The organism is Roseateles sp. NT4, assembly GCF_051857475.1.
GTDB lineage: Bacteria > Pseudomonadota > Gammaproteobacteria > Burkholderiales > Burkholderiaceae_C > Pelomonas.
Genome location: NZ_JBPZGZ010000004.1, coordinates 185,935 through 209,808, shown reverse-complemented (window position 1 = coordinate 209,808; position 23,874 = coordinate 185,935). Strand labels below are relative to the sequence as shown.

At 67.7% G+C, this 23,874-nt stretch carries 12 protein-coding genes; all 12 read right to left on the bottom strand.

Annotated features, from left to right (window positions below; translation table 11 throughout):
- Positions 1-2 precede the first annotated feature (2 nt).
- The 12 genes from ACS5PN_RS24120 to ACS5PN_RS24065 all read right to left on the bottom strand — a co-directional run bounded on the left by ACS5PN_RS24120 (position 3) and on the right by ACS5PN_RS24065 (position 23,846).
- The gene (locus ACS5PN_RS24120; RefSeq protein WP_439466571.1) at positions 3-1,259 is read right to left on the bottom strand and encodes an MFS transporter; all 1,257 of its coding nucleotides are present in this window, start codon (positions 1,257-1,259) and stop codon (positions 3-5) included.
- 2 nt (positions 1,260-1,261) lie between these two features.
- The gene (locus tag ACS5PN_RS24115; RefSeq protein WP_439466570.1) at positions 1,262-3,673 is read right to left on the bottom strand and encodes a TIM-barrel domain-containing protein; all 2,412 of its coding nucleotides are present in this window, start codon (positions 3,671-3,673) and stop codon (positions 1,262-1,264) included.
- A 98-nt stretch (positions 3,674-3,771) separates the two neighbouring features.
- Positions 3,772-5,037 carry a sugar MFS transporter gene (locus ACS5PN_RS24110; protein WP_439466569.1) on the bottom strand — a complete coding sequence of 422 codons (1,266 nt, stop codon included), beginning with the start codon at positions 5,035-5,037 and terminating at the stop codon, positions 3,772-3,774.
- Between the two features lie 40 nt (positions 5,038-5,077).
- Positions 5,078-7,534 carry a GH92 family glycosyl hydrolase gene (locus ACS5PN_RS24105; protein WP_439466568.1) on the bottom strand — a complete coding sequence of 819 codons (2,457 nt, stop codon included), beginning with the start codon at positions 7,532-7,534 and terminating at the stop codon, positions 5,078-5,080.
- A gap of 20 nt (positions 7,535-7,554) precedes the next feature.
- On the bottom strand, positions 7,555-8,481 hold the full coding sequence (locus tag ACS5PN_RS24100) for a carbohydrate kinase family protein (protein WP_439466567.1): 927 nt from the start codon (positions 8,479-8,481) through the stop codon (positions 7,555-7,557).
- Positions 8,474-9,700, bottom strand: coding sequence for an AGE family epimerase/isomerase (locus ACS5PN_RS24095; protein ID WP_439466566.1), 1,227 nt, complete (start codon positions 9,698-9,700; stop codon positions 8,474-8,476). Before ACS5PN_RS24095 ends, ACS5PN_RS24100 begins: the two co-directional genes overlap by 8 nt.
- Positions 9,701-9,727: 27 nt before the next feature.
- The gene (locus ACS5PN_RS24090) at positions 9,728-10,717 is read right to left on the bottom strand and encodes a LacI family DNA-binding transcriptional regulator (protein WP_439466565.1); all 990 of its coding nucleotides are present in this window, start codon (positions 10,715-10,717) and stop codon (positions 9,728-9,730) included.
- 244 nt (positions 10,718-10,961) lie between these two features.
- A complete protein-coding gene (locus tag ACS5PN_RS24085) occupies positions 10,962-14,318 on the bottom strand; it encodes a GH92 family glycosyl hydrolase (RefSeq protein ID WP_439466564.1) in 3,357 nt (1,118 codons plus the stop codon).
- Entirely contained in the window at positions 14,315-16,996 is a 2,682-nt protein-coding gene (locus tag ACS5PN_RS24080) for a beta-mannosidase (protein ID WP_439466563.1), read from the bottom strand. The genes ACS5PN_RS24085 and ACS5PN_RS24080 overlap by 4 nt, the downstream gene beginning before the upstream one ends.
- Complete coding sequence (locus ACS5PN_RS24075; protein ID WP_439466562.1) at positions 16,993-18,516, bottom strand: tryptophan halogenase family protein; 1,524 nt, start codon at positions 18,514-18,516, stop codon at positions 16,993-16,995. Before ACS5PN_RS24075 ends, ACS5PN_RS24080 begins: the two co-directional genes overlap by 4 nt.
- Before the next feature lie 33 nt (positions 18,517-18,549).
- The gene (locus tag ACS5PN_RS24070; RefSeq protein WP_439466561.1) at positions 18,550-20,574 is read right to left on the bottom strand and encodes a hypothetical protein; all 2,025 of its coding nucleotides are present in this window, start codon (positions 20,572-20,574) and stop codon (positions 18,550-18,552) included.
- 167 nt (positions 20,575-20,741) lie between these two features.
- A complete protein-coding gene (locus ACS5PN_RS24065; RefSeq protein WP_439466560.1) occupies positions 20,742-23,846 on the bottom strand; it encodes a TonB-dependent receptor in 3,105 nt (1,034 codons plus the stop codon).
- Between the last annotated feature and the right edge of the window lie 28 nt (positions 23,847-23,874).

Here is a 23,874-nt window from a genome sequence, read left to right as displayed (position 1 = left end):
GCTCAGGTCGACGACGAGACGCCGCGCGGGATGGGCACCCACAGCAGCAGGACGAGCGCCGGCAGGCCGCAGGCGACGGTCCAGGCGAAGAAGTGCGGGTAGCCGACCGACACCTGGATGTCGCCGCTGATGAACTTGGCGAGGACGAAGCCCAGTTGCATGACGCCCGAGCCCAGCGCGTAATGCGCCGTCGGGAAACGGCCCGGAGCCACGGCCTGCATGATGAAGAGCACCATGCCGACAAAGCCGAAACCATAGGCCAGCATCTCCAGGCCCACCGCCGCGCTGATGGCCCAGAGCGAAGTCGGCAGCGCCACGCTCAAGGCCCAGAACACCACGTTGGGCACGGTCATCGCGATCACCAGCACCGGCATGGCGCGGCGCAGCGACAGCCATGAAGTGAAGTAGCCGCCCAGGATGGAGCCGACCAGGAAGGCAGCCGTGCCGATGGTGCCGTAGGCGCCGCCCACCTGCTCGCTGCTCAATCCCAGCCCGCCTTTGTCGCGCGCCTCCACCAGGAACAGCGGCCCGATGGTCTGCACCTGGCCCTCGGCAAGACGGAAGACGACGATGAACACCAGCATCTTCCAGATGCCGGGCTTCTTCAGGAAATCGGTCAGGACCCTGGCCAGCTTGACAGGCTCCGTGGACGTGCGCTGCGGATCGGGCAGAAACCTGGCATTCCACGCCGCCAGTGCAGTCAGCAGCGCGGCGAGCAGACCGAAGATCACGCTCCACGCGTTGAACACACCCAGACGGGTTTCGAGCTGGCCGGCCAGCACCATCAGGCCGCCCAAGGTCAGGAACTTGGAGGCATTGAAGAAGGCGCCCTGCCAGCCGGCATAGGTGGCCTGGCGCTTCGGGTCCAGTGCGCCCATGTAGAGCCCGTCACAAGCGATGTCGTGCGTGGCCGAGGCATAGGCCAGGAAGAACAGCACGGCGATGCTCAAGGCGAAGAAGGCGTTGGCCTGCAACGCCAGCGCCAGCAAAGCCAGGCCCACGGCACCGCTGAACTGCATCGCAATGACGACGGCTTTCTTGCTGGACGCCAGTTCGATCAGCGGACTCCACAAGGGCTTGAATGCCCAGGCCAGGCCGATGAGGCCGGTCCAGCGCGCGATCTGATCGTTGGCCACGCCCATGCGCTTGAACATCAGCCCGGCGATGAGCATGACGACGAAGAACTGCATGCCCTGCACGAAGTACAGGCTGGAGATCCAGCGGATGGGATTGCGTGCGTGGTCGGGTTCGGTGTGCATGGCTAGCGCGTGATGTCTATCGCCCCGCCGGGCATGTCCGGCGCGAGCACCACGGCGGCGTCCTGGGCCGGGTCCAAAGAAGTGGCGAGCGTCGCCGTGCCGGCGACGGCGGCAGGCACGGCGCCGTCGGCCCACCCATGGATGACGAGGCTGAGGCCGCTCCACCACGGCGCCCATCCGCCCTGGCGGCTATCGAACAGCACGCGCAGGCCGGTGGGCGTGGTCTCGCAGCGCAGGTGCTGGCGCAGGAAGGCGCCGCGCCGGTAGGCCTGGCTCACGCCATCGTCGGCGTAGAGGTCGCCGCGGCAGTCGGGACCGGGATAGATGTGCAGCTCCAGCCGCCCCGTCGGCGTGATGGCGGTGCTTTGCACCAGCGGCTGTCGAGGCAGGATGGCCCCGGGGCGGACATAGACCGGCAAGCTGTCGAGGGTGGGCGTGACGGTCAGGCGCTGACCGGCCACGCGTCGACCGCTCCAGTAGTCGTACCAACCGGTGCCGGGCAGCTCCACGGCGTAGTCGCCCGGCGATTCCTGCGTGGGTGATGGTGCGACCAGCAGATCGCCACCCACCATGAACTGGTCCTCGCTGCCGCCGAGGCGGTCACCCTTGGCTAGCACGTCCGGGAAGTTCAGGAACACCGGACGCAGCAGCGGGATGCCGGTGCGGCTGTTGTGCTCTGCCGCGGTGTAGAGATAGGGCATCAGCCGGTAGCGCTCGGCGATGAAGCGTCGGCGAATGTCCACCTGCGCAGCAGCGCCCACCCAGGGTTCCTGGTCGGGGCGATTGGTCTCGGCATGCGAGCGGAACAAAGGCATGAAGGCGCCGATCTGGAACCAGCGCGTCAGCAGCTCGGGCGACGGCGCCTCGCCCGCGTAGCCGCCCACGTCGTTGCCGGCGTAGGCAAAGCCGCTCAGGCCCAGGTTGATGAGCTGGTGCACGCCCATCTTCAAGTGCTGCCAGCTCGACACGTTGTCGCCCGTCCATGTGGCGGCGTAGCGCTGGCCGCCGGCAAAGCTGGCGCGTGTCAGCACGAAGGGGCGCGCGTCCGGCTGCAGGCGCAGCAGGCCCTCGAAGGTGGCCCGCGAGTTGAGCTGGCCGTAGACGTTGTGCAGCTCGGCGTGGCTGGCGGTGCGTGGCCTGAAGTCGTCGCTGGCGATGCGGTGCACAACGTCCAGCGGCATGGTCTTGGCAGCCACGTTGAAGATGGCCGGCTCGTTCATGTCGTTCCAGAAGCCCGCCACGCCGGCGTCGACGAAGCCCGCGTAGAGCCGGCCCCACCAGTCGCGCACGACAGCGCGGCTGAAGTCCGGGAACACCGAAGCACCCGGCCACACGTCGCCCGAGTAGAGCCCACCGCCAGGCAGCTTCAGGAACAGGTCCTGCGCGACGCCGCTGTCGTAAGGCGCGTAGCCCTGGCCGGGCGCCTTGGCGATGTGGGGGTCGGTGATCAGCACCAGGCGCAGGTCCTGCTCGCGCAGGTCTCTGGCCAGCTGGGGCAGATCGGGAAAAGCCTCGCGGTTCACGGTGAACGGACGCGAGCGATCCTGGTAGTCGATGTCCATGTAGATGACATCGGCGGGCAGGTTTTCACTGCGCAACCGGCTGGCGATGGCACGGACCTCGGCGTCGGTCTTGTAGCTCCACTTGGACTGCTGGAAGCCCAGTGCCCACTGCGGCATCAGCGGCGGCATGCCGGTGAGCTGCGCGTATTGCTTCAGGACGTCCTGCGGCGCGGGCCCGACCATGACGTAATAGTCCAGCGGGCCGCCCTCCCCGCTGATCGTCAGCCCGTCGCGCTCTGCCTTGCCGAAATCGAAGCGGGTGCGCCAGCTGTTGTCGAGGAAGACACCCGTCGCCCGGCCACCGTCGCTGACGGCCATGAAGAAAGGGACGGACTTGTAGAGCGGGTCGGTCGCCTGGCTGAACTTGTAGGCGTCCGAGTTCCACATCACGAACGAACCGCCCTTGCGGTCGAAGGTCCCGGTCTTGTCGCCCAGCCCGAAGATGTGGTCATCGCCACTCAGGCGGGCGCGCAGCTGGAAGCCGGCAGCAGAAGCCAGCGCGGCGCAGCCGTCGAACAGCAACTGCCCGCTGCCGTCCAGCACCTCGGTGCGCAGCGTGCGTATGTCGATGCGTGCGGCGACGGTGGGCGTGCGCAGCTCCACGTACGCGCCGGTGCGGTGCACCTGCAGCGGCGTCAATGGGCGTCGCGCGCTCGCAGGCACCGCCCACGAAGCGTCTTCAGGCAGTTGGCCACGCCCCATGCGGATTCGCACGACGCCGCCGGCCGGCGCGCTCACTTCGAGCGCCACGCCGCCGCGCGACAGCGTGAAGCGGTCGACGGTTTCGGCACGCACGGTGAAGGCGAGCAGCACCAGCAGCGCGGGCCAGAGGCGTGAAGGCTTGAGCGGCATACCGGGTGGCGTTGAAGACAAAGGCGCGGCCCGGCGCGGCGCCAGATGGCGCGCGCCCGCGACGGTTCCGGACCGCATTCAGGTCAGGTCGATGGGGGTCAAGGCTGCGTGTACATCGCGGCGTACTTGGCGCCGAAGTACAGGATGAAGGCGTAGCAGGCCGCCGGCAGCAGGAAGGACATCTGCACGCCCATCCAGTCGGCCAGCGCGCCCTGGGCGAACGGCACGACCGCTCCGCCGACGATGGCCATGCACAGCAGGCCCGAGCCTTGGCCCGTGTACTTGCCCAGGCCGTGCAGGGCCATGCTGAAGATGGTGGGGAACATGATGGAGTTGCACAGGCCGACCGCCAGGATGGCCCACATCGCCAAGCTGCCGCTGCCGAAGGTGGCGGCCAGCACCAGCGCAATGGCCGCCAGCGAGTTGAACGCCAGCGTCTTGCCCGGGCTCACCACGCGCATCACGGCGAAGCCGATGAAGCGGCCCACCATGGCGCCGCCCCAGTAGATGCTGACGTAGTGGGCAGCATCGGCGTGCGACAGGCCGGCGATGTTGGACTCGCCCAGGAAGTTGATCAGGAAGCTGCCGATGCTGACCTCGGCGCCGACGTAGAGGAAGATGCCGATGACGCCCAGCAGCAGGTGACGGTGCGCCCAGGCCGAACCGTGGCTTTCACCCGGCAGCGCCTCGTCGTCGCTGTCGGCGATCTGCGGCAGCTTGGCGGCCAGGAAGAGCACGGCCAGCACCGCCAGCGCGCCGGCCAGCGCCAGGTAGGGGCCGCGTACGGTGGCCGCATCGGCAGCGGCGGCCGCCACGCCTGCGGTGGACAGGATCAGGATGCCACCCACGGCCGGGCCGATGGTGGTGCCCAGGGAGTTGAAGGCCTGCGTTAGCGTCAGCCGGCTGGACGCCGTGCGCGGCGGGCCGAGGACCGTGACGTAGGGGTTGGCCGCCACCTGCAGGATGGTGATGCCCGAGGCCAGCACGAAGAAGGCGAACAGGAAGAGGCCATAGCCCGACGACGCGGCCGGGTAGAACAGCGCGCAGCCGCCGGCCGCCACCAGCAGGCCCGCCACGGCGCCCTTCTGGTAGCCGATGCGGCGGATCAGCGCGCCCGCCGGCAGCGACACGACGAAGTAGGCGCCGAAGAAGCAGAACTGCACCATCATGGCCTGCACATAGCTCAGTGTGTAGATGGCCTTCAGGTGGGGGATGAGCACGTCGTTCAGCGACGTGATCAGGCCCCACATGAAGAAGAGGAGGGTGACGATGACCAGGGCGCTGGTGTTGCCCTCGTTCGTCAGTGCCCCGCCTCCCCCGTCCTGCCGCACGGCGCTCGCCGTGTTGTGTGCCATGTTTGCCATGCTGTCTCCTGTTGAATGCTTGTGATCGGGCTGGCGCGCTCTACGGCGCGATACCGGCCGGGGGTTGGGGCAGGTCGCGGGCGCGCGTGCCCCAGCCGCTGGTGTCAGGCTGAATCGAGAGTTGGTAGCCGAGTGTGCCTGCAGCCTGCAGCTGCTCCCAGCTCAGCCACACCTGGCTCACCGGTTTGCCGCCCAGCATGACGGACTGAACGAAGCGGCGTTCACCCGGCTTGGCGTCGGGGGCTTCGATGCGCAGCGTGCGGCCGGTGCCGAGGTCGATCTCGGCGCGGCTGAAGCGCGGCGCGTGCAGCAGGAAGCGGCCGCTGCCGGGCGTGTCGGGGTACAGCCCCAGGGCGCTGAACAGGTACCAGGCCGACATGGTGCCCAGGTCGTCGTTGCCGGTGACCCCGTTGGGCGCATTGCCGAACAGCGTTTCCGCGGCACGCAGCACGGTGGTGGTCTTCCAGGGCTGGCCGATCTGCGTGTAGGTCCACGGCGCGTGCAGGTCGGGCTCGTTGTTGGGGTTGTAGCGGAACTGGCTGTAGTAGCTGTAGGGGCCGACCACCCAGGACTTGCGCACGGCCGTCGCCGGGTCCGCCAGCAGCGCGTCGTGGTCGAAGAAGTGGTCCAGCCGCTGCGCCGCCTTGGCCGGGCCGCCCATGGCCGAGACCAGGCCGGGGATGTCCTGGCGCACCAGCCACTGGTACTGCCAGGCAGTGCCTTCGTGGAAGCCACGCTCGGCGCGCGGGTCGTACTTGCCGTCCAGCTCGGTGAACCAACTGCCGTCCAGCAGGCGCGGTCGGGGAAAACCGCGCAGGCCGGTGCCGGCGTCCACCACGTCGGCACCCCAAAGCTTGCGCCAGTTCAGCGCGCGCTGGCTCAGCAGCTGTGCGTCCTGTGCCTGACCCAGCGATTTGGCCATGACGGCCAGCGCGCTGTCGGCCAGCGCGTACTCCAGCGTGGCGGAAGCGCCGTGGTGCGGGTCGGTGTCCATGCCCTTGGCGACGAAGCCACGGTCGAACTGAACGAAGCCCTGCTTCAGATAGCTGGGGTTGCCGGCACGGCCCTGGGCGCGGATGCGCTGCGGCGGCACGCCAAACGCGTTCTCGCGCAGCGCGGCATAGGCTTCGCGCTCGCGGCCCTTCAGCGCACCGAAGCGCCACAGGTCGACGAGGAAAGGCGTGACCGGGTCGCCGGTCATGATGTTGGTCTCGAAGTTGGCATAGCCCCAGCGCGGCAGCCAGCCGCCCTGCTCGCGGATCTTCAGCACCGAGTTGGCGATGTCGCGCGAGCGCTCGGGGCGCAGCAGCGCCAGCAGCTGGTTCTGCGTGCGGTAGGTGTCCCACAGCGAGAAGAACTCGTAGTAGGTCCAGCCCTTGGCGGTGTGGATGGCGTCGTCGTAGCCGCGGTAGCGACCGTCGGCGTCGCTGCCGGTCAGCGGCTGCAGCAGCGCGTGGTACAGCGCGGTATAGAACACGGTGCGGTCGTCGGCGCTGCCGCCGGCGATGCGGATGCTGGAGAGCTCGCGCTTCCACGCGGCCTGCGATTGCTCGCGCATCGCGTCGAAGCTCATCGGCTGGTCGCCCTTCATGCCCTCGGCGCGCAGGTTGATGCGGGCGCCCTCGGCGTCCACATGCGAGATCGCGCTGACGGCTGTCACCGCCTTGTCGTCCTTCACATCGAAGCTCAGCCACAGGCCGTGCGGCCGCTGTTCGCCCTGCTGGCTGGGGCCGCGCGCACCCACGTGGCCGCCACGGTCGTCCCAGATCCCGTGGGCGACGAAAGGCCGGTTGAAAACCATGCGGAACCAGGTCGTGTACTGCGCGCCGCCGCAGAAGCTCTTGGTGACGATGCGGCCTTCGACGCTGCGGTCGTCCAGCACCCGCACTTCGCTGCCGACGACGTTGTGGCGCTCATTGGCCTGCCCGAGGTTGAGCAGCAGGTGGCCCGTGGGCGTGCCCGCGGTGAAGGTGTAGCGCTCGGCTGCGGCGCGGGTCAGCGCCGTGGACTCGGCCGTGATGCCGCCGTAGCTTGTGAGCTGCACCTTGTAGTAGCCCGCCTGGCCGACCTCGCCTTCGTGGCTGTAAGCGGCGGCGTAGCGCTTGGCGTCGAAGCTCTTGTCGTCTTCGCTTTTCGGGTCGATGGTCTGCGCCTTGGCGGTATCGAAGTCGCCCCCGGGGCCGATGCGGCCGGTGACGGGCAGCACGGGCAACTGCCCGCCCTGCTCCCAGCAGCCGGCGCCCGACAGGTAGAAATGGCCGAAGCCGCGGATGCGCGTGTCGCTGTAGCGGTAGCCGGCGTAGTGGTCGGTCGTCGGGCTGACCTGGATCATGCCGAAGGGCGCCGACGCGCCGGGGAAGGTGTTGCCTTCGTCCTGCGTGCCGATGAAGGTGTTGACCGGCATCGGATCGGCCGTCTGCGCCTGCAGCGGCAACACGGCCACGGCGCACAGCGCGAGCAGGCCAGCCCGGCAGGCCGATGAGGTGAACGAAGGCATTGCGGATGTCTCCTGTGGGGTCACGCGGCCAGGCCGGCTTCCAGTTGTTCGAACAGGCGGTTCATGGTCTCGAGGCTGGGCGGCGTGGCGCCCGCCTGCAGGCAGGCCGCCGAGCCGGCCGCCAGCGCGGCGTGCAGATGGGCCTGCAGCGGGCGCCCGGCATGGCGGCTGAGGCTGTACAGCAAGCCGGCCGCGCTGGCGTCGCCGGCGCCGACGGTGTCCACCACGTCAACCTTCGGTGCGAGCGCATCGCAGCGCTCGCTGCCGCGGAACAGGCTGGCGCCCTCGCCCGCACGCGTCAGCAGGCACAGGGCCTGCGGGGCCATCGCGCGCAACTGGCGCAGGGCCTCGTCGACGGCTATGCCCGGGAACAGCCCGCGCAGGTCGTCATCGGACACCTTGATCAGGTCGGCCAGCGCCGCCATGCGCTTCAGCGTGGGCGTGTAGCGCTCGTCCATCAGGTTGCGGTAGTTAGGGTCGTAGCTGATGGCCACGCCCTGCGCCTTCAGCTGCTCGGCCAGCGCCACCAGCCGGTCGGCCAGCGGCTGGCGCGCCAGGCTGATGCCGCCGAAGTGTGCCCAGCGCAGCGCCTTGGACCAGCCGCCCGGCAGGGCCTCGACGTCGAAGTGCAGGTCGGCCGCGTCGTCGCCGACGAAGAAGTAGCTGGGCGGCTCGCCGCGTTCGACGATGGCCAGCAGCGGCGAGCGGCGCACGCGCTGCATCAGGCGCATGTCCAGGCCGCCAGCCTCGCTGGCATTCCACAGCGCGTCGCCGAAGCGGTCGCGGCTAACGGCGCCGGCGAAGGCCGTGGGCTCGCCCAGGGCGGCCAGCGCGCGCGAGACATTCCATACCGAGCCGCCGACGCGGCTGACCCAGCGCTCGTCGCCCTGGTCGATCAGGTCGGTCAGCGCCTCGCCGGCGCACAGCATCAGCGGCGCGTCATGCATGGCCGGAGTTCCCGAGCGCCGCGACGATGTCGTAGCAGGCACCCATGGTGTGATAGTCCACCTTGCCGGCGGGGCTCTTCTCGTCGCTGAGCTTGCGGTTGTTGCCATCCAGGATGCGATACCAGGCACCATGCTCGTGGTCGACGAAGTGCGTCCAGCTGTAGGCCCACAAGCGCTGGTACCAGTCCCAGTAGCGGGCGTCGCCGGTGCGCAAGGCCAGCAGGGCCGCCGCGGCGGCGCTCTCGGCCTGCACCCAGAAATACTTGTCGGCGTCGCAGACGCTGAGGTCGGGCGCCAGCGAATAGCCCAGGCCGCCGTGCTCGGCGTCCCAGCCATTGTCCATGGCCACCTGGAACAGCCGCTCGGCCGTGGGCAAAGCCCAGCTCAGATCATGACCCAGCACGTCGCCACGCGCTTCCAGCTGCACCAGCAGCTTGGCCCATTCGGTGAAGTGGCCGGGCTGGTAGCCCCAGGGCCGGAACAGGTTGGCCGGGTCGTCGATGTTGAAGCGCCAGTCGGGTTGCCAGGCGGTGTCGTAGTGCTCCCAGATCAGTCCGCCACAGCGCTCGGCCTGGCGCTGCGTGATGTTGAAGGCGACGGTGTAGGCGCGTTCCAGGTAGCGGACCTCGCCGGTCGCCTGATAGGCGGCCTGCAGCGCCTCGCAGGCGTGCATGTTGGCGTTCTGGCCGCGGTAACTCGACAGCGCCTGCCAGTCGCGGCTGGCTTCGTCGGCATACAGGCCGGCCTGTGCGTCCCAGAAGTGGCCGTCCATCTCCTCGAAGGCCTCGGCCAGCCAGGGCCGCGCCTCGTCCAGACCGGCCATCACGGCGTGGGCATAGGCCAGCATGACGAAGGCCTGGCCGTACGCATGCTTGGTACCGTCGACGACCTCGCGCTGGCCAGCCTGCCAGTTCAGCAGCCAGAGATAGCCGCCGTGTTCCTTGTCGCGATGGGCTTCGCGCAGAAAGCGCACGGCGTGCTTCAGCCCGTCCAGGTAGGCCGGGTTGCTGAAGTGGCGATACGCCATCGCGTAGGTGAACACAAAGCGCGTGCTGCTGACCAGGTGGCGGTGCTGCGCGTCGTAGACGCTGCCATCGTCCTTGAAGTAGTGGTACATGCCGCCGCTCTTGTCGATGGCGCGCGGGTGGTAGAAGCTCATGCTGTGCTGTGCATGGGCGAGCAGCACCGCCCGAGAGCGGAAGTCGGGGAAGTCGGACATGGTGAGGTAACTGGGGGTGGGTGCGCGCTACTCGTCGCAACTGCTTTCGCGCACGATCATTTCGACCGGCAGGGTCATCTCGGTGATGGGCTCTTCGGGCTTGTGGTTCAGCAGCAGGTCGACGCCGGTGGCGCCGAGCTGCTCCTTGTCGACATGCACCGTGCTCAGAGGCGGCACGGCGGCAGCGGCGCTGCTGATGTCGTCGAAGCCCACGATGGCAATGTCGTAGGGCACTTTCAGGCCCGCGCCCAGGCAATGCTTCATGGCCACCAGGGCGGTGCTGTCGTTGTAGCAAAACACCGCGTCGGGCCGCCTGGGCAGGCTCAGCAGGCTGCGCATGGCCTCGACGACGCCGTCATCGCCATCGCCCATATTCGGCACGATGACTTCCAGGTCAGGGTCGGCATGCGTCTTGGCCTCGAACAAGGCCTGGCGGAAACCGCGGTTGCGCTGCTGGATGCTGAAGTGGGCCAGCGAGCCCGACAGCATCGCGATGCGCTTGCGCCCGCTGCGCAACAAGTGGCGCGTGGCGAGATAGCCGCCCAGCGCGTTGTCCGGGTTCACCGAGGTGAAGCCGCGCCGCTGCATGTCGACCAGCACCATGGGCTTGCCGGTCTGCTTCAGCGCTGCCAGCACCTCGGGCTCGAAGAAGCCGGCGCACAGGATGGCGTCGGGCTGGTGCAGGCGGATCTGCTCCAGCACCGGCTCCGCCGGGCCGACCACGATGAAGGACAGCGCGATGCCTTCGCGCCGGCAGGCCTCCTCCGCGCCGTGCAACACGGGCGAGAAGAAGGGGCTGGAGGCCAGCGTGTTGTGCTGGCTGTGCAGCAGGAAGGCAATGCGCCGGATGCGGCCTTTCTTCAGCTGCGAGAAGTCGTAGCCCATGCGCAGCGCGGCCTCGCGCACCTTGTTGCGCGTCACCTCGGTCATGCCCGCCTGGTTCTTCAGCGCGCGCGACACGGTCCCCACCGACAGCCCGGTGGCGTCGGCAATGTCGCGGATGGTGACTTGGCTCACGGCTGCACCTCGGCACAGCACGGCCCCATGGGCAGTGAGGCGGGCAGCGGGTTCAAGGTCATCACGGGCTTCCGGTGTTGGTTTATTAAACGCACATTGATTGTGTTTTTGCAGTTCAAAGAAGGCCTTGCTTGCCTTCTTTTCCCCAGGAAGTTTTTATATCCGTCGCGTTTTTTTGCGTCAATCGAATCGGCGCTGGAGGCGGCATATTTAGCGAGATTTACTAAACAACAGTGGCGCCTCTTCAGGGCATCGCCTGCGCAGCCGGACCGGAAGTCAGCAACTCCAGCTCTGCCAGCTCGAAGGCCGCGCCGCTTTCGAAGCGCAGCCGGTATTGCGCATAGGTGCCCGGCCGGGCAATGCGGAAGGGGCGCAATTGCCGCTCCCAGGCGAAGCCCTCGGCCCGACGCTGGTCCAGCACCGACCAGCGGCCGTTGCCGGTGCGGCCTTCCAGCGTCCAGGCGAGCTGGCGCAGCGGTGTGACGCCGCTGGTGAGGGTGTAGTGGCTGAGCAGGAGAGGCTCGGCAAACGAAGCGCCCACGACGGCCCGAGGCGGCAGCGTCAGCGAGGTCGTGGCGTCGTCGTCGACCAGGGCCGACGCGGCGGGGGCGCCGTCCACCGTGATCGCCCGGGCCTGGCGCGTCCTGTCTTCCATGACGATGGGGCGCGCGCCGGATGCACTCAGGGATGCCGGTAGCGCGTCCACACCACCGCCCCAGGAGGACGGCTGACTGCCCATGACGAACTCCAGCGTGCCGCCCGCCGCGATATCCGCGTGGCTGACCCAGGCGCGCGGCCAGGGCTTGCCGTTGAACTTCAGCGACTGCACATAGACGTTCTCATCGCTGTTGTTCTGCGCGACGACGCTCAAGGTCTTGCCGTTCTCCAGGCGCACGTCGACGCGCTCGAACGCAGGCGAGCCGATCACGTACTCCGCCGCACCCATGCGCAACGGGTAGAGGCCCAGCATGCCGAACAGATACCAGGCCGACATCTCGCCGTTGTCCTCGTCGCCCGGGTAGCCCTGCCCCACCTCGCTGCCCAGGTACAGGCGCCGCAGCACTTCGCGCGAGATGCGCTGCGTCTTCCACGGCTGGCCGGCGGCGACATACATCCACGGGATGTGGTGAGACAACTGGTTGCTGTGCCCGTACATGCCCAGCCGCACGTCGCGCGCCTCGGTCATCTCGTGGATGACCCCACCGTAGCTGCCAGCCAAGCGGGGTTCGGCCGTCTCGGGCGTGGCGAAGAATTCGTCCAGCCGCTTGGCCATCGCGTCACGCCCGCCCAGCAACGTGGCCAGCCCGGCGCCATCGTGCACCGCGGTGAAGGCGAAGTTCCAGGCGTTGGACTCGGTGTAGTCGCCGCCCCAGACGCGCGGATCGAAGCTGGCGGCCGGCTGCTGCCACTGGCCCTTGGCGTCACGGCCGCGGAAGAAGCCGGTGGCGGGGTCGAACAGGTGGACGTAGCTCGCGGCGCGGGCCCGGAAGTACTCAGCCTCCTCGCGATAGCGGCGCGCACGCACCGGGTCGGTTTCGGTCTTGGCCAGCGCGGCGCCGAACTGCGCGACACCGAAATCGTTGAGCGCCCCTTCCAGCGTCCACGACAGGCCCTCGTGCACCGAGGCGTCCACGTAGCCGCGGTACATGGCCTGCGCCAGCCCCTTGCGGCCGACGTTGGACACCGGCGGCACGGCGGTGGCGTTGCGCAGGGCGGCGTCATACGCCTGACGCGCATCGAAGCCGCGCACGCCCTTGTTCCAGGCATCCGCAAACGCCACGTCGGAGCTGGTGCCGACCATCAGGTCCGCATAGCCCGGTGACGACCAGCGCGCGATCCAGCCGCCGTCGCGGTACTGCTGCACGAAGCCGTCGACCATCTCGCCAGCCCTTTTCGGCGTGAGCAACGCGTACGCCGGCCAGGTGGTGCGGAAGGTGTCCCAGAAGCCGTTGTTGACGTAGACCTTGCCCGGCCGTACGGCAGCCGAGGTGCGCTGCGCATCGCCGCCGGTGGATTTGTCGGACCAGCTGTTCTGGTCGGCATGGCGCCAGTCGGGTCGCGCGGCACTGCCGACGTTCTCGTGCGCGACGTTGGGGTAGAGGAACAGGCGGTAGAGGTTGGAATAGACGGTAGTCAGCTGGTCGCTGCTGGCGCCCTGCACGCTGACCCGGCCGAGCTGGGCGTCCCACGCCGCCTGCGCGCGCTCGCGCACCGCGTCGAAACCGGCATTGCCGATTTCCTGGTCGAGATTGCGTCGTGCCTGCTCGACCGAGATCAGCGAGGTGGCGATGCGCATGCGCACTTCCCCACCATCTTCGCCGGTGACGAACTTGACGTAGCCGGTGGGCCGGCCGGTTTCCAGCAGACCGCTGTCGGCCCAGCGCTGGTCGAAACGGGCGAACACGAACATGCGCGTGGCGCCGTTGGACAGGCCGCTGCGGGTGTCGGTATAGCCCTGCAATGTCTGCGTGGCCGCGTCCAGCGTCAGCCCGCCGCGGGCGTCGACGTTGTCGAACAGCAGATTGGCATCGCCGTCACGCGGGAAGCGGAAGCGGAACACCGCCGCACGCTCGCTGGGCGCGATCTCGGCGCGGATGCCGTTGTCGAAGTCCACGCGGTAGGTGTAGGGCCGGGCCAGCTCGTGCTCGTGCGAGAACGGCAGCGCACGCTTCTCGCGGTCGGCGTCGGGCCGGCCGCGTGCGGCGGAGGGCATCACCTGGAAGGTCTGGCGGTCGCCCATCCACGGGCTGGGCTGGTGGCTGAGCGACAGGGCCTGCAGCCGCGGATGGTTGTTGGCGTCGTTGCGCTCGTTCCAGCTGTACAGCCAGCCCAGCGTGCCGGCATCGGTCACCGGCACCCAGAAGTTGAAGCCGTGCGGCAGGGCCGTGGCCGGGATGTTGTTGCCACGCGAGAAGTTGCCGTTGGACTGCGTGCCGCGGGTCGTCAATACATGGTCGGACGGGCGCGTGACCACCAAGCGGGGTTGATCGGTGATGGCGATGTCGTCGATCCAGCCGCTGGCGCTGACGCCCGACGCGGGGCGCACTTCCAGTTCGATGGCCTTGATGCGACGCCCCGTCAGCGCGCCGAGTCGCACCTGCTTGTGGGCCCACTGCTGCGGATAGAGCGTCTTGGACTCGGCCTGGGCGGTCGCACCGGCGCGCGCACCATGGATGTCGCGCAGGGCCGTGCCGGACAAGCGCGTGCCGTCGTCCAGCACCAGGTCCAGCGACACCCCTGTCGATGTGGCGACATCGCCGTCGACGATTTCCGGCAGCACCTGCCACGACAGCGTCGTGTCGTCGCCGATGGCAATGTCGACGGCGAACAGGCGCATGCGGCCGCCCTGGCCGTCGGCGCTGTAGCGAAGCGCGCGGGCACCGCTGTAACCCATGCGGGGTTTGGCGGCGTAGGGGTGCTCAGGGCCGTTGCCCAATTCCACGCGAAGTGCGTCACCGGCCAGCGTGGCCGGCAAGGGGTCGTTGGCCTCGAAAGACGTGACGAAGCGAGGCTCGCCCGCCACGGCGGCCGTGCTGGCCAGCAGCAGCGCCGCAGCGCAGGCACGCAACGAGTAGCGATGGAAAGTCGTGATGTCGTTCATGGAGCCGGGGGGCTTTGCGGTGAGGGGCTGCTGGCGCGCGGGATGTCGGCAAGCGAGCGGATGTGCAGGGCCGCGCGAAGGGCCGCGGTGCTGGCCTTGGAGGCCACGCGCAAGCTGATGCGCTCACCTGGCAGCAGCGTCAGCGCGTTGTCGGAGATCTCGGCGTCAAGATCGCCGAACTCGACCCACACCGCGCGAGCCAGCGCCGTCGCCGTGATGTCGAGGACATGCCCAGCGCCGTCCGGGCGCAGTTCGGCGCGCAGGCCAGCGGGACGCCAGGCCAGCTTCTGGGCCGGCGCGAAATAGACCACCTCGCGCGACGCCGCTTCGCCGTCGGCCAACAGGTCGAACACAGCGACTGTGGCGTTGCGGTCGGCGTCGCCAAGCAGCTCCGCATCGGCATCGTTCGCGACCTGTGTGGCCGACAGCGGCGTGAGTTCGACCGGCCTGCGCTTGTCGCGCAGCACCTGACCATCCAGCGACATCACACGCAGCCGCAGTTCGGCCCGCACAGCCTGCACCCGGTCATTGAGCAGGCTGACCGAAGTCTTGCCATCCGCGCCCCGCAACGCCGCGACGGCCACAGGCGCATAAAAGCGGCGGGCGTGGAAGTGCAGCGCCTTCCAGCGACCAAACCAGTCGATGCTGGACCATGACGCACCGGGCCACACGTCGTTGAGCTGCCAGTACAGCGAGCCCATGGTGTGCGGGCGGCTGGCACGGTGGTGGCGCGCGGCCAGGCCTATGCCTTCGGCCTGCATCACCTGGCTCAGGTAGAGGAAGTCGTCGAAGCTGGCCGGCTCGCCGAACTCCATGCGGATGTAGTGCAGCAGGCGGTCGTTGCCCTCTCCGCCCAGGAACTTCTGGTGGGCGCGGATGACGGCCTGGTCCAGGCCCTGCTGATCGCGCGGGGCAAAGGCGTCTACGGTGCGCCGCACCGGCCAGGCCTGCAGGCCGTACTCGGACATGAAGCGCGGCGTGATCTCCAGGTATTTGCTGGGCGGATGGGCCGGGTTGCCCCAGACCTCCCAGTAGTGCATGTCTCCGGCGGTCGTGATGTTGGCCGCGTCAGCCATATCGTTGCCCGGCGAGCTGGGCCAGTAGGCGATGCCGCCGCCCTCCTCGCTCACGAGCTGGCGCAGGTCGTGATTGAAGAGCTGCACATAGCCCTGCCACACCCGCTGGGCCAGCGCGGGGTCGGCGTCCTTCATCGTCTTGCCGTGGCCCCAGTACTTCCAGGCAATCTCTTCTTCGTTGTTGCCGCACCAGAGGACGATGCTGGGGTGGTTGCGAAGCCGGCGCACTTGGTCGCGGGCTTCGGCCACGACGCTGGCACGGAAGGCGTCGTCGAAGGCCGGTTGCATGCCGCCGCCGAACATGAAGTCCTGCCAGACCAGCAGGCCCAGCTCGTCGGCCAGGTCGAAGAAATCTTCACTCTCGTAATAGCCGCCGCCCCAGCTGCGGATGAAGTTCATGTTGGCGTCGCGCGCCGACTGCAGCACGCGGTGCAGCTGGGCGCGGGTGACGCGCGGCTGGAACATGTCGAAGGGGATGGTGTTGGCCCCCTTGGCAAACACGGGAATGCCGTTGACGACGAAATGGAAGCTGCTGCCCTGGGCGTCGGGGTCGCGGCGCAGCTCGACGCTCCGCAGGCCGGTGCGGGCACTGGCCTTGCCGTTGCCGACTTCGAGGTCGAAGCGATACAACGGCTGCTCGCCGTAGCCGACCGGGAACCAGCGCCGCGGCTGGGCGATATGCACCGGCAGCTCGACGCGGTTGCTGCCGGCCTGCAGGTCGACATGCCGCTGCATCGCCAGCGAACGCCTGCCATCCGGCGCGGTCTGCCACAGACGCAGATCAACCGCGCCGGCGCGCACCGCATCGATGGCCACGACGGCGACGACATCGGCACGCGTCGCATCCACCCGGTCCTGCCGCAGCTGCAAATCGGCGATGCGCAGCGCATCCCAGCTCTGCAGCACCACGGGTCGGGTCAGGCCGGCGGTGACATAGCGCGGGCCCCAGTCCCAGCCGTAGTGGTAGCCGGGCTTGCGCACGAAGTTGCCGGTCATCGCGTCCTTGGGCTCATCACCGTAGGGCGAGGGGTAGTTGCCCGCCAGCTGGGTCTTCATGGCCTGCACGGTCGGCAGCATCCGGGCGATGGGCGAGCGGAACACGATGCGCAGCTCGTTGTCCTGTGCGCGCAGCCTGCCCTGCACCGGCACGCGCCAGCTGCGGAAGGCGTTGTCCGCATCCAGCACCTTGTCGCCGTTCAGGTAGACCTCGGCGAAGGTGTCCAGGCCCTCGAACACGAGGTCGCTGCGCGCGCTGGCCAGCGATGCGGGCGGCGCATTGAAGCGGGTCTGGTACTCCCAGTCGGCCAGGCCTACCCACTGCAGGCCGGCCTCCGGCGTGCCGACATAGGGATCGGGAATCAGCCGGTGGGCGAGCAGGTCTGTGTGCACCGTGCCTGGCACGCTGGCCTCGTGCCACGGCGCTGCCTCGGGATGCGCTTCGATTTGCGCGTTGCCCGGCAGCAGGCGGAAGGTCCAGCCCTTGTCGATGACCAGCCCGCCCATCGGCTCGGCCACGGCCGATGTGTTGGCGACGGCAAGCACCAGCCCGGGCAACAGCCGCGTCAACGGCCCTAGATGCCCCAAAGGAGAACCCGCGCTCATGCCAGCGACGCCTTCCAATACCGGTCTATCCATTCCTGGTGCGTCGGCATCGTGTCGACCGCGTTCGCCAGCTGGGTGCGCATGCCTTCGACGACCTCGATCAGCTTGTCCTCGGGCATGTCGTCCACGATGGGGTGGTAGCCCCGCGGCAGGATGCGCTGGCCCAGCATCACCTGGACCCAGCTCGGCAACGCGAAGAAGTCCTCGCCGTGGCGGAAGTAGCGCCCGTCGACCCGGAACAGCTCGACCGTCTCGCGCAAGGTCTCGGGGATGTCCATCGTGCGGCAGTTGTTCCAGAACGGCGTGTCGTCGCGTTCAGTCGCGTTGTAGTGCAGGATGAGGAAGTCCCGCACCCTCTCGTATTCGAAGGTGGATTCGCGGTTGAAGCGGTCCACCAGCAGCGGGTTGAAGTCGCGGCCGGGGAAGAGGCTCAGCAGCCGCTCGATGCCCGCCTGGGCCAGGTAGATGCTGGTGGACTCGAGCGGCTCGAGAAAGCCGCTGGCCAGCCCGCAGGCCACGACGTTCTTGTTCCAGAACTTCTTGCGCATGCCGGTGGTGAAGCGCAGCGGGCGCGGGTCGGCCAGCGGCTGGCCGTCCAGGTTGGCCAGCAGGGTCGCGGCCGCCTCGTCGTCGCTGAGGTGGCGGCTCGAATACACATAACCGTTGCCGACGCGATGCTGCAGTGGGATGCGCCACTGCCAGCCCGCGGTGCGCGCCGTGGAGCGCGTGTAGGGCGTGATTGGATCGACACTCTCGCTGGGCACGGCCATCGCGCGGTCGCAGGGCAGCCAATGCGTCCAGTCGACATAGCCCGTCTTCAGCGTCTGCTCGATCAGCAGGCCACGGAATCCCGAGCAGTCGATGAACAGCTCGCCTTCCACGACCTGGCCGCTTTCCAGCACCACGGACTCGACGAAGCCGTCTTCGCCGCGCTGGTTCACGCCGACGATCTTGCCCTCGATGCGCTGCACGCCACGGCGCTCCGACAGCTCGCGCAGGAAGCGCGCATACAGGCCGGCGTCGAAGTGGTAGGCGTAGCCGATGTCGGCTAGCGGCGAGTTCGGCGGTGCGTTCTTGGCACCCGGGGCGAACCGGCCCCGGGGCGCCATCACGGTCTGCGGGGAGTAATCGCCGATGCCCGCCGCGCGGCCGGACAGGAAGAGCTTGAGCCAGAACTGGTGGAAGGGCAGCGGGCCGAGCGACCGGCCGATGACGCCGAAGCCGTGGATGTAGCTGTCGCCGATGCGGGCCCAATCCTTGAACTCGATGCCGAGCTTGGCCGTGGCCTGGGTGCGCTTGACGAATTCGGCTTCGACTATGCCCAGCGTCTGCGCGTTGAAGCGCTTGAGGTGCGGAACGCTGGCCTCGCCGACGCCGACGATGCCGATCTCCTCGGACTCGACCAGGCGCACCGTGGCCTGCTTGCCCAGATAGGTGGCCAGCGTGGCCGCCGCCATCCAGCCGGCGCTGCCGCCGCCCACCACCACGACGCTCTGGATTCGATTGCTGCTGTCAGTCACTGCTGGCCACTCATTGCTGGATGAAGCTCCCGATCAAGGCACCAAGGTCATCGCAAACACTTCGACGTTGGCATTGCCCGGGAGCACGACGCTCTGCACGGTCTTCGCGTTGTTCAACGCGAACGCGTAGTTGTACAGATGGAAGCTGCGGCTGTCGCGGCCGCCGTTGTTGGTGTCGCGGTAGCTCATGGGCACGGCGTCGAGTTCGCCGGCATAGCTTTGCGGCGTGAACCAGTCGCTGAGGCTCTGCGTGAAGTTGGCCGACGTGCCGTCGGTGTAGTTGACCTTGAAGGCCTGCGAGGTCTGGTTGCCGTTGACCGCGGTCGCCATCATCCGCAGCGACGAGAACTGGCCGGCGGGCAGGTTGAGGGTCTGCCCCGCCGCGCTGACGGCGTTGTTCGCGTTGACGGGCCCGTAGGCGTAGGCGACGCTGTTGAACGTGGTCGACGCGCCGAGCAGCGTGGCCGAGAAGGCATAGCCCGCGTTGTCCAGGCCGCCACCGGTGCAACTGGTTGGCGAGCAGTTGCCGAACTTCGTGCCGTCGGTATAGGCGCCGCCGCGCGTGAAAGCCGAAGACAGGCTGACGGCCGTGCCCGACGGCGGCTGCGCGGCATTGCTGAGCGCGTAGCCCAGCACCACGACATTGCGATTGCTCGGCAGCGTCAGGCTCGCGACGGTCTTGGCACCATTGATGGCGAACGAGTAACCGTAGAGGTTGAAGCTGCGGTTGTCCTTGCTGCCGTCGGGATTGTTGCGGTAGGCCATCGTGACGGCCTTGGATTCGCCCGCGTAGTTCTGCGGGGTGAACCAGTCGCTGAGGCTTTGGCTGAGGGTCGTGCTGGTGCCGTCGGTGTAGCGCACGACGAAGGTCTGCGCGGCCTGGTTGCCCTGCACGCCGGTGGCGAGCAGCTTCAGCGTGGTGTACTGGCCGGCGGGCAGCGTGATCGTCGTGTTGTACCAGGCGTCGACGGCGTTCGCTGGGCCCAGCGGGAAGCTGCTGCCGTTCCAGCTGACCGACGTGCCGAGCAGGTTGGCCGAGTAGGCGTAGCCGCCGCCGTCGATGCCGCCGTTGGCGACGGCCGTGCCGTCGCTGGCGATAGCCTGCACGTCGTAGGCGCCGGGCGGGTTGGGGTTGGCGCCCAGCGCGTTGTTGATGGCACTGGCATAGGCCAGGGTCGAGTTCTGGCCGTTGTAGGTCTTGCCGGCGATGTCGTCGTAGAGCCAGAGGAAGCCGCCGGTGATGCCGCACTGGCTCTTCCAGGTCTGCATCTGGCTTTGCACCTGCGGCGGCGTCTTGTTGGTGTCCCACAGGCCGGGGAAGACCGGCACGCTGCCGAAGTTCCAGCCCGAGCAGGGGCTGTTGCCGGCCCCGCCGTCATAGGCCTGCAGGTGCACGCCATCGACCGTGCCAGGCAGCTGCGAGTTGATGTTGGACACCACCGACGTCCAGAAGTTGGCGTTGACGTAAGGGGCCACCGTGACGTGATAGCCGAGATTGCCCAGCATCACACCGAACTGCGTCATCGTCGTGGCGTCGTAGGTGCTCTCGTCGTCGAAGTCGACGGCGTCGATGGAAGGCAGTGCCTGCTTCAGCGCCTGGAAGGACTTGTAGAGCGTGCTGCTCGGGCCGGTGCCCTGGGCTTGGATCACCGACTTGACATGGTCGAAGTCACTCGGGTTCGCATTCGACGAGCCGACGCTGAAGGTGATGCGTTTGGCGCCGCCCTGCTTCATGGTTGCCAGGTCGGCAGCGAAATTTGGCCAGGTGTTGTTGCCGATGTAGACGCCGCCCGAGGTCAGCGGGAATTCGCCGTTGAGGTTCAGGTCGCCGGCGGCGTTGACCTGCACGCTCCAGACGATGATTTCGGTGAAGCCCGAGTTCTTGATCTCCGTGATGTTGCTGGCCACGTGCTTGTACATGGGGCCGCCGCCATAGATGCCGGTGTAGCCCGTCGCGGCCCCTGCCGCGGACGAAAACGCGATACCGCTCAAGGCCGCAAGCGCTGCCGTCCCCTGCAGGAACTTGGCGCATCCATGGGCCCAGGAAGAATGGTTCATGAAGCTGTCTCCAGGATGTTTTGATCGAGGTGCGAGGCCCTCCCGGACCTGCCCGAACACGAGGGGTCTGCGGCCCGCGCCTTGTGCGTACGCGGTCCAGCACGGACCTACACGGGTCCGTGAACAACCACCCTCTCGCGCCGCGAGGCGCGAGAGGTGGAGGTGCATCAGAACTTGTAGTTCGCGCCCACGTAGACGATGCGGCCGTCGTAGTTGTTGCCGTAGAAGCGGGCCTTGGTGTCATCACCCAGATGCTGACGCGCCACCTGCCGGGTCACGTTCAGCACCGACGCGGTCACGCTCAGCTGCTTGGTGATGTTGTAGCCCGCGTTCAGGTCGATCTGGCTGTAGGGCTCGTCATACAGGAACAAGCCGCTGACCTTGCCGTTCACCACTTCGCCACGGCGGTTGTAGGAAGCACGCAGCAGGTACTGGTCGGTTTCGTAGAACACCGTCAGGTTGGCCTGGTTCTTCGCGCTGCCCACCAGCGGCGACTTGCCCAGCTTGGTGCCGTCCTCGAGGGTGATTTCGGCGTTGTTGGTGTGATTGGCCGTGTAGTTGAACTGGAAGCCCAGGCCGAAATCCAGCGTGTGCTGTGCGAACAGCTCGACGCCCTGGGAGACGCCGTTGCGGCCACCGGCCGTGGTCGAGTAGTTCTTCACCGTCACGGTCTGGCCGCCAACGGCCATGCTCACGTCCTGGATGACCGGCACGGTGAAGTTCTTGACGTTCTTGCGGAAGGCGTTGAAGCCGAGCACCGAGCCGCGATGGAAATACCACTCCAGTCCCAGATCGAACTGGGTGGCCTTGTAGGGCTCCAGCTTCTTGTTGCTGCCCGAACCCGTCCAGCCCAGATCGCAGCCGCCACCGATGATCTGGTGGTCGGTGACATATTGCTGGGCGCAGGAGGTCAGGCCGCCCGGCGACGCGATATCGCCATAGCCCGGACGCGAGATCACCTTGGACGCGGCAGCGCGCAGCACCAGGTCCTTGCTCAGGTCGTAGGCCAGGTTGAAGCTCGGCAGCGCGTCGGTGTAGGTGCGGTCCAGCGAGGTGACCACGAACGACGAGGTGTGCCCGCTGTTCGGGTTGTTGGTGTCGTCCGGCAAGGTCGTGAAACCACCCTGGCAACCCGAGCCGGCGGGCGCGCCCGCCGCCGGGGCGCCATTGCAGGGCTGCAGGACGCCATTCACGCGCCAGAAGTAGGCGTTGTAGTAGTCGACCTGGTCAGTCGAGTCGGCATGCTGCTTGGTGCGAACCAGGCGCAGGCCGACATTGCCACGCAGGCGGTCGGTCCTGATGTTGGCTTGGACATAAGCCGCGGAGATCTTCTCGTCGACGTTGTAGACGAAGTTGGGCTCGTCGCGGGTTTGCATCGCACCGTAGGTGGTGTTCAGGTGGTTGATGTAGGACGCGTAGTCGATGCCCGGGAAGATGTTGGCATTGAAGCCGCCCTTGATCTTGTCCAGGGACTGCGCGTACACATACTCAGGCAGGAACTTGCCGGCGTTGGGGTCGCAGCCGGCCTGGTAGCGCTTGGCGTAATCGCTCGGGTTGGCACCCGCGCACACCCAGTAGTTGTTGCCGGTGGCGCGGTGAACGCCGCCGTTGCGCTGCTTGAAGCCGAACTGCACGGAGTCCAGCCAGTTGCTCTCCAGATGCCAGGTGAAATCGGCCTGACCGTAGTTCTGGTAGTTGCTGTTTCGGGTCCACGACGAGTCGGTCGAGCCGGTGTCGATTTCACCGATGCCCGCACGCAGCTTGTCCAGCAGGTCCGGCGCGAAGGTCGCCGTCGGCGTGCCGACCGTGTTGTATGCAGCGACGGTGTTGCCCAGGCTGTAGCTGCCGTCCGCGTTCTGGCGGCGCGGCTTCATGGACACGCGCCACTGCTGCGGCGTGCCTTCCGCCTTGGTGCGGCCGATCTTGAAGGTGGCGTCCAGGGACTGGCCGCGCCAATCGGCCTCGAAGTCGGCCGTCTGCGACTTGGCCTTCTCGCGGTTGTAGCTGCCAGTGATCTGCGGCAGCGGCATGGCGCAGTCATCCGACCCCCAGCCGCCGGGCTGCTTGCCGGCGGCCGCGGCCTGAGCCTCGTTGCAGTAGTAGGCCTTGCCGGGATGCACGCTGTAGGCCGCCCCGGTGACGATGGTGTGGCTGGGGTCGAAGGTCAGGCTGTCGAGCATGCGCCCGCCCTTCCAATTTCCGTCCCCATTGAAGTGGGCAATGCTCCACTCCGGGATCTTCAGCGTGTTGGTCTGGGAGTTCTGCGACAGGTCGAAGCGGAAGTAGTTGCCTGTCAGCGTCAGGCTGTCGACCGGCTTGAACTGCACGGTCAGCTGGGCGCCCGTGCGCTTGCGTTCCTCCTCCTTGATGCTGAACGAGGTCACGTTCGGCATTGCGAAATGGGTGTAGTAGTTGCCGTTCTGGTCGTAGAAGCCCGTGCCACCCCAGTAGCTGCCGGGGGCGCCAGGGGTTGCGTTGCCGTTCACGTCGACCGCGCTGCCGCCTTCGTCGCGGCCATACCAGGTCCAGGACTCGGTGCCCGTGCTCATGCCGCGGCTGGTGCGCTTCTGGCTGGTCAGGCCAACCAGCACGCCGAGGCGGCTGCCCTCGTCATGCCAGGAATACTGGCCCGAGAACTGGCCGTCGACCTTGCCGGTCGTGTCGGCGGTGGTGCCCTCGGCGCTGACGAAGCCGGTGCCGGACTTCTGGTCCAGCGGACGACGGGTGCGCAGGATCACGGTGCCGCCGACACCGCCTTCGTCTAGCCGCGCCTCGGGCGTCTTGAACAGCTCGGCGCTGCCCAGCATGTTGGACGGCATCAGCGTGTAGTTGAAAGAGCGCGTCGGGTCGCCGTTGGACTCGGCTGTGGCGATGTAGTTGCCATTCAGCTCGGTCAGTGTCAGGGCCGACGACAGGCCGCGGACGCTGACGTTCTTGCCCTCGCCACCGTCGCGGTTGATGATGACGCCGGGCACGCGCTGCAGCGCGTCGGCCACGTTCTTGTCGGGGAACTTGCCGACGTCTTCGGCACTGATCACGTCGACGATCGCGTCGGAGTTGCGCTTGCGGTCCAGGCTCTTCTCGATGGAAGAACGGTAGCCGGTCACGACGACCGTCTCCAGTTGATTCGCGTCGGCCGGCTTGTCGGCCGCGGCGGTTTGCGCCTGTGCGGAGCCGAGGGTCAGCAAGGCGATGCCCACGGCGGTGGCGATGGGCGTGGCCGGACAGCGACGCTGCCGCGAAGCGAGACGGATCCTGGATGTGGCGGTCATGTTTTATCTCCTAGGCGTGCCCTATTGG